The organism is Acidovorax sp., assembly GCF_046339755.1.
GTDB lineage: Bacteria > Pseudomonadota > Gammaproteobacteria > Burkholderiales > Burkholderiaceae_C > Acidovorax.
The window spans coordinates 1-11,235 of record NZ_JBKDTZ010000381.1 but is presented as its reverse complement, the minus strand read 5'-3'; the positions used below and the strand labels follow the sequence as shown (position 1 = coordinate 11,235).

At 54.3% G+C, this 11,235-nt stretch carries 13 protein-coding genes; 8 read left to right on the top strand and 5 right to left on the bottom strand.

The features are described from left to right. Together ACK59X_RS32720 and ACK59X_RS32715 are read left to right on the top strand one after the other, a co-directional pair. The coding region (locus ACK59X_RS32720; protein ID WP_409963343.1) for a tyrosine-type recombinase/integrase at nt 1-1,095 on the top strand (1,095 nt) is incomplete at its 5' end. Between the two features lie 67 nt (nt 1,096-1,162). Next, nucleotides 1,163-2,044 (top strand): DNA-methyltransferase, encoded by an 882-nt coding sequence (locus ACK59X_RS32715; protein ID WP_409963341.1) that lies wholly within the window; start codon nt 1,163-1,165, stop codon nt 2,042-2,044. On the opposite strand, the gene ACK59X_RS32710 is transcribed toward ACK59X_RS32715, so the two are convergent. Next, the gene (locus tag ACK59X_RS32710) at nt 2,027-2,785 is read right to left on the bottom strand and encodes a hypothetical protein (protein ID WP_409963339.1); all 759 of its coding nucleotides are present in this window, start codon (nt 2,783-2,785) and stop codon (nt 2,027-2,029) included. The genes ACK59X_RS32715 and ACK59X_RS32710 overlap by 18 nt on opposite strands. 48 nt (nt 2,786-2,833) lie before the next feature. Between ACK59X_RS32710 and ACK59X_RS32705 the strand changes: the two genes are divergently transcribed. Beyond that, on the top strand, nt 2,834-3,250 hold the full coding sequence (locus tag ACK59X_RS32705) for a hypothetical protein (RefSeq protein WP_409963337.1): 417 nt from the start codon (nt 2,834-2,836) through the stop codon (nt 3,248-3,250). A gap of 16 nt (nt 3,251-3,266) precedes the next feature. Here ACK59X_RS32705 and ACK59X_RS32700 read toward each other — a convergent pair whose 3' ends face one another. The 3 genes from ACK59X_RS32700 to ACK59X_RS32690 form a co-directional block, all read right to left on the bottom strand. Then, nucleotides 3,267-3,488 (bottom strand): hypothetical protein, encoded by a 222-nt coding sequence (locus tag ACK59X_RS32700; RefSeq protein WP_409963335.1) that lies wholly within the window; start codon nt 3,486-3,488, stop codon nt 3,267-3,269. Then, nucleotides 3,485-3,700: a hypothetical protein gene (locus tag ACK59X_RS32695; protein WP_409963333.1), complete on the bottom strand. Its 216-nt coding sequence runs from the start codon at nt 3,698-3,700 to the stop codon at nt 3,485-3,487. Before ACK59X_RS32695 ends, ACK59X_RS32700 begins: the two co-directional genes overlap by 4 nt. Before the next feature lie 112 nt (nt 3,701-3,812). Then, complete coding sequence (locus ACK59X_RS32690; protein WP_409963331.1) at nt 3,813-4,589, bottom strand: hypothetical protein; 777 nt, start codon at nt 4,587-4,589, stop codon at nt 3,813-3,815. A 284-nt stretch (nt 4,590-4,873) separates the two neighbouring features. On the opposite strand from ACK59X_RS32690, the gene ACK59X_RS32685 reads away from it, so the two are divergent. From ACK59X_RS32685 to ACK59X_RS32665, 5 genes are all read left to right on the top strand, one after another. After that, complete coding sequence (locus tag ACK59X_RS32685; protein ID WP_409963329.1) at nt 4,874-5,650, top strand: hypothetical protein; 777 nt, start codon at nt 4,874-4,876, stop codon at nt 5,648-5,650. A gap of 50 nt (nt 5,651-5,700) precedes the next feature. Further along, nucleotides 5,701-6,399: an AAA family ATPase gene (locus ACK59X_RS32680; protein WP_409963327.1), complete on the top strand. Its 699-nt coding sequence runs from the start codon at nt 5,701-5,703 to the stop codon at nt 6,397-6,399. A gap of 110 nt (nt 6,400-6,509) precedes the next feature. Further along, entirely contained in the window at nt 6,510-6,752 is a 243-nt protein-coding gene (locus tag ACK59X_RS32675) for a hypothetical protein (protein ID WP_409963326.1), read from the top strand. Between the two features lie 543 nt (nt 6,753-7,295). Beyond that, nucleotides 7,296-7,634 carry a hypothetical protein gene (locus ACK59X_RS32670; protein ID WP_409963324.1) on the top strand — a complete coding sequence of 113 codons (339 nt, stop codon included), beginning with the start codon at nt 7,296-7,298 and terminating at the stop codon, nt 7,632-7,634. Nucleotides 7,635-7,663: 29 nt separating this feature from the next. Further along, nucleotides 7,664-8,920 (top strand): hypothetical protein, encoded by a 1,257-nt coding sequence (locus tag ACK59X_RS32665; protein ID WP_409963322.1) that lies wholly within the window; start codon nt 7,664-7,666, stop codon nt 8,918-8,920. A 942-nt stretch (nt 8,921-9,862) separates the two neighbouring features. Here ACK59X_RS32665 and ACK59X_RS32660 read toward each other — a convergent pair. After that, nucleotides 9,863-10,213 (bottom strand): hypothetical protein, encoded by a 351-nt coding sequence (locus ACK59X_RS32660; protein WP_409963320.1) that lies wholly within the window; start codon nt 10,211-10,213, stop codon nt 9,863-9,865. Nucleotides 10,214-11,235: the final 1,022 nt, after the last annotated feature.

The following is an 11,235-nucleotide window of genomic DNA, read 5'->3' as shown; positions in this document are numbered from 1 at the left end:
GCGCTGCACCCCGCAGCGCTAAAAACTGAGGTGCACATGAGTCTGACAATGAGCAAGCAGGGCGTCTATCACTGGCGCAAGACCATCGACGGTCATCCCTTCTTCAAATCCACCAAGACCGACGATCTCAAGCTTGCCCAGCAAATGGCCGCGTTGTGGGAGGCCGATGCCATCCGCGAAGTTGTCGTGGTCGGCAACAAGCCCATGGGGCTCCACGCGGTCATCAAGGCGTTTCTGGATGAGCGCAAAGGCAAGCCAGGGTGGCAAAGCGCGAAAGGCCACCTCGGCCACTTTTTATCGTTGCCAAACGACAAGTTCGCTGACGTGCAGGAGCACGCGGTTCTGGAGGTGATCGAGCAGAGGCGCCAGGCAGGTGTAGCCCACAACACCCTGGCGGTCATGTCCTCGTACTGGCTTGCGCTGGTGCGCTTCGCTGAGGGCAAGAAGTGGTCAACGGGACCCAAGATCGAGCGGATCAAGCCTGAGAAGACCCGCCTCCGCTATCTCACAGAAGAGGAAGAGACGAAGTTGTTTGCGGCGATTGATCCCAATGCCAAGTACCCAGGGAAGTGCTACCGCACTGACCGTGCACGCCAGACCAATTGCGACCTTGTCGCGATGTTGCTGGACACCGGGGCTCGCTACCGAGAAATCGCGCGGATGAAATGGTCGCAAGTCTCGTTCGCCCAGAGCACAGTGCTCATCTACCGGCAGAAAGGCGGGACTGACACCACGATCGTGATGACGGATCGCATGAAAGCTACCCTGGAACGCCGCAAGCTGGAAGCCTCGGATGAGTGGGTGTTTCCCACGAAGCGCAAGCACAACAATGCCTACAAGTGGATGAAGGCCGCGTGCGCGAGAGCAGGGATCGACGTGAACCTGGGCAAGGTCACGCTCCACACATGCCGCCATACCAACGCCACCCGGTTGCTGCAGGGGGGACTGAACATCGTTGAAGTACAGGCCCAGCTAGGCCATGCATCGCTGCAATCCACCATGGTCTACCTGCATGTCACACCCATGGCCGCAGCGGAGAAGGCAGCGGGTATCTTGAACAAGTCACCGGCCCAGGAACTGCCCCCCTGCCAGTAAGATCAACCGCAATCAACAAGAGGTTTCGCTCCTGTTGGGGGCGTCTCAGCAAAACTACACTACTATCATGAGCCACCTTCTCGAACTATTTGAAGAATCCGACGCCCCACGGCCTGAGATCAGAGACGCCTCTCACAATCTGGCTGACATCGTCGTGGGAGACGTGCGGACGGTGCTGCAAAGCTTCCCAGATGAAACTTTCCGGACGTGTGTCACGTCGCCTCCCTACTGGGGATTACGTGACTACGGGACTGAGGGGCAGATTGGTGCCGAGAAAGACATTCGCGACTACATCAAGGACCTTGTCGCGGTATTCCGCGAAGTGAGGCGCGTTCTCACGCATGACGGGACGTTTTGGCTGAATGTCGGGGATAGCTACACAAGCGGCGGCCGTACATGGCGCGATGTAGACGCAAAAAACAAAGGCCGGGGGATGTCTTATCGCGCGGACACACCGGAAGGCCTGAAACCTAAGGACTTGATTGGGGTACCTTGGCGGCTCGCGCTGGCTTTGCAAGAGGATGGTTGGTATCTACGTACCGACATCATTTGGAATAAGCCAAATTGTCAGCCTGAATCGGTAAAAGACCGACCCACTCGATCTCACGAGTACGTGTTCCTGCTGACAAAAAGCGAAAAATACTTTTACGACCACAGTGCCATTCTTGAGCCAGCGATTGACCCGAAGCAGAAGGCGAAAAATCGGCGGACTGTGTGGAACATCAACACTGAGCCGTATCCAGGCTCCCACTTTGCCGTGTACCCACGGCAGCTCGTGCGCTTATGCGTTCAAGCTGGTTCACAGCCAGGTGACCGGGTGCTTGACCCGTTTTTCGGTTCGGGAACAACTGGTGTCGTGTGCAATGAACTCGCACGTAGATGCACTGGCGTAGAGCTTAATGCAGACTACGCAGAACTCGCGCGTGAGAGGTTACTCAAGAGGCGCTGAACCAAATTTCCAAGTGCCATGCAGAACGCAATACCGTCTGTCAATCCGCTTGATCGAAAGTTTGCGTTCCGTCCCGCCGTCGAAATAGAGCTGGAACATCAATGCACCCGAAGTTGGATCAAATACGTTCCCGTAGCCTGGTTTGGGGTTCTGGCGTGAATCTTCTGAGATCGTAAGTTGTGCATCCTTCCCCTGCATAAGGATGAGCTTAGGAATTTCCACGAGCTCATACGAGTGAAAGCCTGCCGGCGATGGAAGGCACCTGAACTGCAGGACGCGGTCATAGCCCAGCATGTGCTCGAGAAATAGGTCGCGGAGAAGTGGCAATTCCCACGCTCCACGACCAAGCTCCATGAACTTGGAAATGTTGAGATGCGACTCGCGGGTGTTCGCAGCAGCTTCTGTCTTCAGACTGATCCTGTATCCATTCACGGTTATGTCGTGACCCCGGTTGGTCCTACTTGTAGCCAAGGCCGCGTCGACACCGTTTAACACCATCACTTTTTCTAATGCGTGCTCGAAGCGGTCCTTGCTCAGGGCTTGGCGACTGAAGGCGTGGTGAATTCGAAGCGCATCACCGAGCGAATGCAAGATCGGCTCTGTGATCAGATCAGACTGCGGGTTGCGTTCGAATGTCGCCGACAATTGGAACTGTCGTGTTACCCCGCCCACCCATGCCCGTTGAGATGGCGTCAAGTTGGAGAGCGATTGGGCCAAAGCCAAGACTTCATGTGAGTACATTCCAGAATCTTACATCTAGCTACATACCATTCCAAGGAGACTTTCGCAGTGACATTCACGAAGCAGGAGCTTGAAGAGCTCTATTCGAAGCAGGGGTGGAACGAGCCGCGACTCCGTCGATCCTTTGCGAACAAGCAGGAGTTGGTGCTTCTAAGTGGCTTTGCGAACGTAGAGCGAGACGGGCTGATCTTTGAGGTTTCGTTCGAGCAGATTCATGAAGAAGCGTACGGCTTCGCGGTGCATGTGTGCATCGAACTCCACCAGTCCAAGGAAAATTTTATAGGCTACCTTTTCATCGAGGGCAATCGACGCCCGCTCCACAAGCCTGTGATGATCCCCGTGAAGTACGGTTTTACCGCCCAAGCGAACCAGTTGTTGACGGCAGTCATTGGCCTTCAGTACGTGTACAACGTTGCGGGCGTGGAAGATCTGGACTACTACCCCGACGGCATGGCCGTGTGGTAGGGCTTTAACTCGCCCCTCACGGACTTGTGAGGTATTTCAACAGCAACTCGGCCTGCTCATCGTCGCTCAGCGCGCCTTTCAAAAAGGTCTCCTGGGCAATGTGCTTGGCAAGGTCTGCCTCCGCATCTGCAAGGCCCCAGGCAGCCGCATCAAGATCACGTTTTGCCAAGTCCCTGGACAGTTCCGCTTGGCGGCGCTCCTGATGGGCTCTAAGCGCCAATGCTACGCCGGGGCTCATTCCGCTTCTCCCTGTACTGCGAGACCGAACAGGATTTCGCGAATGCGAGCTTTGTCTGCGCTGCTCAGTGCCAAGCTCTCTTCAAAGTAGGGCTCCAAATAGTCGAGCGCAGCGTCAATCAGCTGGCTGTTTTGTTCTGGGTGGTGGCGTGCAAGCTTGAGGTAGTTCAGGGCTTGCAGGGGTGATGTTGCTTCAAAAGTCAGGTCTTCCATGTCAGTTCTCCAGGGCTTCATCGCCCACCCTCTATTGATCACAACGGGTGGAAAACCGCCGAATAGCAGTAAAAAATCGATGATTCAGGGCTGCCAGCTGTGTCGTTGCATTCTAGAAAGTGAACACGGTTTTTGGGTCTAGGACCTCGCCCTTCCGGCGTGGAGGCGCGTACCAGTTGGGAATTGACTCCAGCCTTGCACGAATCTCGTCGTAGCTGTACACAGGACACTCCACAGGTGCATGGCTTGGAAAACGTCCCCTCGCGGCGTTTTCTGCATACCGGATGGTGGTGCGTAGACTTTGGCTGAGCATCTGTCGCAAGTTCCTGCGCGCGTCTTCGCGTATGTATGGGTCTGAGGAGTTCATCTCTCGAGCGTCGTCAGATGCTGGTTGAAACGTCGCCTCGATTTCCCAGTTGTGTTGGTCCCAAAACACTTTGGTCAGCATTCGATCAAGGTGAACTCCCAGTGGCTCGACCTTGATCGTTCCAGCTTTGGTGCGGAGAGGCTGGATTCTCTGCGCAGGAATGTTTGGCTTTACCTCTGCGGCGTCGCGCATGAGCTTGATTGCTTTACTGACCTCTTCTTCTATGCCTTCGACATTAATTGGTATAGCCATGATCAGGGAGGGCGGCAGTCCGTCGAGTTTGCGACCCTGCTCCAAATAGGTCTTGGTGAGTCGCGACAGCGTGTCCAATTCGTCCGGAGTTCCCTCGCAACCACCAGAAACGAATCCGAGACTGTGTATCCGTGACTGATGCTGTGGACCGAAAGCACCGATCCCATGGTCTAACCACCATCGTTCAAACGTTTTGGTAGGGTCGCCCAGCAGTCCTCGTGTCGCTAGGACTTGCTCGAAGTCACTTGGCAGGTGATCCGCGGCACTCATGAGGCCCAACTCATGCCTGCGCGCTAACTCGTAAGTCGGACTGAGCCTGAGCAACACCAATAGTAACCAGTATGGGTACCGCTCGCCTGCCAGTGATCGAAACGGGGTCGCCAGCTGGCGTCGGCGCTTTTGTTGAATACCCATGTGATTTGTACGTAGATAAAAAAGTTAAGTTTTTTTATAGGCTGGGCATCATTTTATCTACATGAGACAGTGGACCCATCGACGACACGCAGCCAGCACTTCCGCTGAACGTAGCGGCGAAAAAATCGAAGGGTTAACTCATGCAAGCACAAGGATTCAATCTCACTAACGCACCTAAGCCCGGTCCCTCAGAAAGCGGACCAGAACGGAGGGCAGCAGAGTTCGGAGAGCGTCTATCTCGTGACCGAGCAAAAGTGCAAGGCGCCATTCAAACAGTAGGCAGGAGCCAGTTCGCCCTCTATCAGGCGCTTGCATTCGGCCCGTACCAGATGTATCGCGACTATGAAATGGAGGACAAACAAACGCAGGCGTTGATCGAGAAGACTGTTGAAGAAGAGCTTCAAAAAACCGGCGCAATCACCCAAGCGAAGACGACATTTCTGGCCAGGCTGGTAAAGGTGTCTGTTTTGAGCGGGGGAAGCTACAAGGAGGCGTCCGAGGACGAGCAGGGAGAGTTGCGCAGGAAATCCTCGGTCTACTCCTCGGTACTCTCCGCCGCCGACAGAGAAAAGGTGGACCCGAGCGAATTGGCGCGGTGGATTCATGACAACGGTGGCGTGGAACGCGTCAAGTCTTACCACGCCAAAGCATCGGCTAGAAAGTCGGTATCCAAATCCAACGACAAGGTAGAAAAGTTGTTCCGGGAGACGCTAACGATTGACAAGGTCAGGTTGCCCGCAGAGCACGTCCGATTCAACAGCTATGACTCTGGGAAGTCCTTCGTACTGATTGGGACCTACCTGGATACGGGCGAGCTTGAGATCAAAGCAGTAGTCCGCAGTGAAAAGGCGGTGACAGCCGCAAAGGTGGCTTTCCACGCCGAGACGAGCGAGTCAGCCAAGGGCACCAATCACTGACCTATGGGGAGGGGGCAACCCCTCCCAACCAACAACTGCGGACCGCAACAATGACATTCAAACCAACTTCACTAGACGACTTCGTTTTCTCAGACCCATCAGCGCGGCAAGCTCTGGACGACATTGTGGAAGGGCATACCCCTTTTCCCGAGCAAAAGCGGGCGCTGCTGCTTTCCGGAATGCCGGGAACCGGGAAAAGTGCGCTTGCCCAATTTTTGCCACAACTACTTGAGACTAGTCCAAGGTATCGAGCAGGGATCTCTGGTGGCCTGCTGAAGTCAGGCTATACGGAGACGACCACGTGCACGCAAGGTATGCGGGGAAGTCAAGTTTCTCAACCTATCCTCCAACGCGCTCGGGGAGGCTTGTACTCGGACCAAAAGCGGCTGCGCTACGAAATCATTGACGAGGTCGATGAGCTGACCGAGCAATCAATAGGCACCCTGAAGGGACTTATGACGCAGCGGGAGACTGAAGATGTTGTGTTCATCCTTACAGCCAATGACTCTGCGAAATTTAGCAAAGCTCTTATGAGCCGATGTATCGCGATACCGATGAATCGGGCGAGCCCCGACGACCTGGTACAGGTTGGCCGCGCTACCCTGCGACGCGGAGGATTGCAGGGCAACGAACTCACCGACGAAGAGCTTCGGGAACTGGCAGGGCGCTCGCAATGTGACCTTCGTGGGTACCTCACATCAGTGCTTACGGCGGCGAGACGAAGCCACGCAGCTTTGACGGCTGTATAGGACTTTTCGAGGCCATCGGCGCATACTGGTGGCCTTCCTGATCTGGCCGCCCCCGTGCGGCGACCACCGGGCTCTTGCCCAATCAGCTTCTGGCACACATGGGGAATGTGATGACGAGCGCTTCAGACGCCTTTCATCCCTGGCTCGCGAGCGAAGAAGATGTTCGCGATGCCAACGCACTGTTGATGTACTACGTCCGCGCAGACGACCATGAGGCTCAGCCTGGGCAGCTTGCTGTGGTCCACCTGCTGCGCGCCGAAGCATCCAAACTGCTGCTTCAATACCTGGCGGTGATGAAGGATGAGACTGCAAGGCTGGATCACCGAGAACCTGAGGACGCGGGCATTCATTGACCGGCCTATCGCCCGTACTTGCCCCGGTAGCGGGCTTGTAGCCATCCGGCCATGTTCTCCAGGGCTAGCTCGCCGAGGTCCATGGACGGCGCGATGAGCCACGTCTGTGGCCATCGGTCCAGATACCCGTCATCCCACTCTCTGCCATCCACAAGCACCATGCCATCGTCGCCGCGCTTGCGTAGCTGTGCGTCCGTAGCACGGGCAGTAGGGGGCTCGGATGGCCCGTGATGGCCGTGAAGGTCATGTGCCACTGGTTGGAGTCCATCTCCTGGCTGACCACCAAGCCCTGGGGTACGGGCCTTCGCTTGATGAGCGGCACCGGCAGGTAGATGCCGTGGTAGCGGAGGCGGAACACCACACCAGGGTAGCCAGCACGCGCCCGCAGCGCGCAGTCCGCGTCGCTGCCTGGGGAGGCTCGGCCGGGGGTATAGGTGCCTGGCAGTGTCACGTAGGTGCTGTTTAAAAACACAGTGTACTGTTGGCTATGCCAAGAGTCAAAAACTTTACTTTTATGGCACCATTGCCTTGAGGAGTTTAGTTATGGACATTAAGTTTAGAAAAGTAGAAGGCGAAAATGTTGATGGCCCGCCTGGTTTTGAGGCCAAGTTTGGCTTCCAGGACCTTGACGATGCTGATGGCAAGCAAGTGGCTGAGTTAGCTAGCTTTCTCAAAAAGAATTTCAAGGATTTTGTAATAGCGATCTATGAGCAGCTGAACTATGAGATTGACGTTGATGCCGAGGGGAATTTCTCGCGAAGCAGGCAGTGGAAATCCTTTGACCGCTACACAGCGCACTTTTCTGTCTTTGAGCTTGCAGATGTCGCGATGCTCAAGCTACGTTTTCCAGATTATTTTAGTGAAGACGAGTATGTCAACTGATTGAGGTTTCTTGACGTTGAGGAGGGATCATGGGTCCAGTAACGCTATTCGACAAGTCGTTCTTGCAGTCCTTGTCTCTTGACGAGTCGGTCTGGTTCGACCATTTCTTCCTCTCGGTGATTTGTCCGATTTTTTACGTTGAGACCTTAGCCGATCTAGCGAAAAAGAGAAAAGACGAAGACCGTAGCCCAGAAGATGAAGTTCGCATTATCGCGAACAAAACCCCTGTTATGTCTGGTGCACCTTGCATCCATCATGGGCAGCTTTGCATTTCAAATCTACTAGGATTTGAGGCCCCTCGCGTTGGACAAATTCCGGTCGCTGGCGGGCGGCCCGTCCGTGGAGCGGGCGGGAAGCCGGGAGTGGTTTTTGAAAACTCGCCAGAAGCTGAGTCTTTCAATCGCTGGCAGAAGATGAAATTCCACCAGATCGAGCACGATGCAGCTTCCGAATGGCGGTCAATGCTTGCCCAGTTGAATCTTCCGGAAGTCGCCGGGCGGATGCGAGCGCTTGGAATCACCCCTCAAACCTGCAAGACTGTCAAGGATGCGGCTGGAATTGCGAAAGGTCTTGTTCACTCCCGCTTCGAGCCCGAGCAACAGATAGCGTTACTTTTTTCGTTTGTGAATGTTCCGCATGGTCTGCAAGGGGAGATTATTCATCGGTGGTCTCAAGCCGGTTTTCCATCCCTTGCGATGTATGCTCCCTATGCAGCACATGTGCTGATGGTGGAAATTTTCTTCCAGATAGCGTTGGCTGCGAATCTTATTTCTTCGGCTCGCCCCTCAAACAGAGCAGACATTGCATACCTTTTCTATCTGCCTTTTTGTCACGTGTTCGTGTCAGGAGACAAACTTCACAAGCTCTGCGCGCCGGAATTTTTGACGGCCCAACAGAGTTTCGTTTGGGCTCCAGATCTAAAAAGTGATCTAGCAAGAATAAACCGTGAGCTTATGGCAGTTCCCGAAAAAGACCGTGAAGTTGGGCTGCACAAATTTGCCCCTCGTCCACTAGGCGATGCCTCGGAATTGTGTGTCGCACTATGGAATAAGCACGCACCAGCGCCTTCCAAAGAAGCAACGATGAAGCTATCGCCCGAGGCCGAGCGGAAGCTCGTTGAGCATCTAAAATCTTTTAATCAAGCGCCTACCGACCCTGATGTCGCGAGCGTTCCCGCGGATGAGCTGAACAGTATCTCTATCGAACGCCTCGTCCCAGCGAAGAAGGGCAGCTGGTGGCTTATTCCCAAAGAAATTGCAGACGCAGAGAGGGGCGACAGAGAATAGTTAACTCCGGTCGGTGGAATAGATTGCCCTGAATCTTGGTGCAATAGATGGTGACTAACCAGGGTCGTTGGCGGGTCTCATGAACCCTGGCAAAAGGTCAAGCACTTTGTGATGCAACCTCACAGCTGCCTGGTTCCCTCTATCGTCCCCATCGAACCAGCTGGTGCACCTTGAACCATCCACAGGCACCAAGCTTCATCTGGTGTCTTGCTGAGCATTGCCCCGCACCTATTCACTGCGGTGTTCCTTCATCCAGATGGTTCACAGGTTGTTCGTTTGCAAACCATTGCTTGACTTCCAGTGCGCCTGACCTCCTGGGGCCCAGTGCAGCATGGAGTACCCTGTCTACTACCTACGTCTGGTGAAACCGCTCTGGTGAAGGGTTGCGCCAGTGTTGCAGTCCTGATTGCAAGAATCCTACATGTAATCGGATCAGAGGTCGTTCCATAGACTCCACCTATTGTTTGAGGATCAGGATGTCTTGTGGCTAAGAAGTCAAGTCAAGGTATTTTGTAAAGTTTGCTGGATGTGAATAATCCACGCGCTGCAAGACTTGGTTGAACAACTCTGCTTCCATCCCCATGGCGTCAGTAGATGACGCACCATGCGTTCATTTGGTAGACGGGTACCAGCTGGTTGCAAGGGTGAGATACTGCGTATCAAACAATCAACTGGGGAAATGACGACTGGAATTGACGTGTTTTGTGCTGGATTCCTTCATGGTTTGCAAGGAATCGTCATGAAATCGTGCTATGGCGCATGATTATTGACGTGTTTTTAACGTCACTTTTTTGCCTGTGTAATCGTGCGTTGTTTCTCGAAATCTACGATTAATCAAGTATTTTTTAAAGAAAGCGCTATTGGCAGGTTGGGTAGGTTGGTTGGTTAGTTCGGTTGACTATTTGCTTGCTATCGATACCCATTCAGGCTGTTCATCATCCTCTAGATGATTATGTAGCCAGACCTAGCCTTGTCCACAAGTGCGACTCTGAAGTTGTACGCAGCCTCGTACCGCTCGAAGCCGTTCTTCTTCAACCAGTTGTGTGCCCTGGTCCTGAGTATCTTGCTAGTGTCTTCTATGCCTAGCAATCTTAGAACGCCGGTGGCATTGAGGGGTAGGGCTTCGTCTCGGTACAGGGGATGTCTGAGTTTCATTGCCAAATAATCCTCCAGGTTCACGAACTGCTTACCGGTTCGCTTCTGAGCATCCTCCACCAGGGTGCTGATCTTTAGGCTTTCCCATTTCTCGTATCCGTCCGGCTCATGACCTCTTTTGTCTGACTTCCTGTTCATTCCTATTCCCTAGAGTAGTTTCGGATTTATCGGAAGCAAGATTAACTTGAATTTTCGGTGTTTGTGTGGTATAATTACATTATGGTTCGCAAGGGAGTTCTTTGAATTCATTTGTGGCCATGTCTGCTCTCATCGCCCATCAGCCCATGCGCTGACTGAAGTTCGGGCTCAATCCAATTCTTTAGAAATCATTCACCGCATTGCTGATGCGCGTGTGCTTTCGCTCGGCCTCTCACCAGGCTTTGCAGCAGATCTTTCGGGTATTCAATGCCCAACGACTCACGCTATCTTGCCATCTAAACCCGGCGTTGCGGCGTGGCTTTCTAACTTTTCAAAAAAAGGAAAAATAAATGACGACTAATGAAGAAAATAGCCTAGATCTACCCACCTCCGATAAGCCCGTGCCAGTGTGTCCGCATCATCGTTCCCGCAACGGGAAGTGGTTTCCAGTGAGATTCCACTATCGAGCTGCTTGGGGTACTAGAAGGAAGTAAACGAAACCCGCTTCGGCGGGTTTTTTTGCGCCCGTCAAAAAGGAAGCCCCCAGAGCTGCGAACTCCGGGGGCCCATGAGCGAATGCCGACTAAGCTACGCTTGCGAGGTATTTAGCGATTTAGTGCGCGAGTTCCGCTGGACGGTGTCAGCGAAGCCGATGAAGAACACGAACTGAGCGAACTCTGCACCTGCTCAATGCGGAAGGAGTCGTCGAACTTGTGCACGAAGTGCTGGGAGAACGTCTTCGCGCTCGTTGGCGAAGATCTGGGCGTCGCCGCGTGCCTTGCTGGCGTCGTCCTAGAGCTCGAACGGGATGAGGTGGCCGTGTAGCCTTCCGTGACCAAGGCGCGGGCCGAAAAGATGGCCGGGGTAGGCGTGCCGGTGGTGGTCCTTGGGCAGGCCGGGGTCAATTTGTTGTGCGGCATTGCCGGTCTTGCCGCAGCGAGAAGGCCCCGGTGCCGCAGCCAGGGGGGGGGAGTCGTCGCAGAGGGGGACGGCGGGGTAGTCGGCCAATCTCTCCTCAGGGA

Bases quoted from the DNA above. Each gene is read 5' to 3' on its own strand.
- ACK59X_RS32675 (WP_409963326.1), top strand. From the start codon at position 6,510: ATGACGAGCGCTTCAGACGCCTTTCATCCCTGGCTCGCGAGCGAAGAA.
- ACK59X_RS32680 (WP_409963327.1), top strand. From the start codon at position 5,701: ATGACATTCAAACCAACTTCACTAGACGACTTCGTTTTCTCAGACCCA.
- ACK59X_RS32690 (WP_409963331.1), bottom strand. From the start codon at position 4,589: ATGAGTGCCGCGGATCACCTGCCAAGTGACTTCGAGCAAGTCCTAGCG.
- ACK59X_RS32695 (WP_409963333.1), bottom strand. From the start codon at position 3,700: ATGGAAGACCTGACTTTTGAAGCAACATCACCCCTGCAAGCCCTGAAC.
- ACK59X_RS32700 (WP_409963335.1), bottom strand. From the start codon at position 3,488: ATGAGCCCCGGCGTAGCATTGGCGCTTAGAGCCCATCAGGAGCGCCGC.
- ACK59X_RS32665 (WP_409963322.1), top strand. From the start codon at position 7,664: ATGGGTCCAGTAACGCTATTCGACAAGTCGTTCTTGCAGTCCTTGTCT.
- ACK59X_RS32685 (WP_409963329.1), top strand. From the start codon at position 4,874: ATGCAAGCACAAGGATTCAATCTCACTAACGCACCTAAGCCCGGTCCC.
- ACK59X_RS32670 (WP_409963324.1), top strand. From the start codon at position 7,296: ATGGACATTAAGTTTAGAAAAGTAGAAGGCGAAAATGTTGATGGCCCG.
- ACK59X_RS32660 (WP_409963320.1), bottom strand. From the start codon at position 10,213: ATGAACAGGAAGTCAGACAAAAGAGGTCATGAGCCGGACGGATACGAG.
- ACK59X_RS32710 (WP_409963339.1), bottom strand. From the start codon at position 2,785: ATGTACTCACATGAAGTCTTGGCTTTGGCCCAATCGCTCTCCAACTTG.
- ACK59X_RS32715 (WP_409963341.1), top strand. From the start codon at position 1,163: ATGAGCCACCTTCTCGAACTATTTGAAGAATCCGACGCCCCACGGCCT.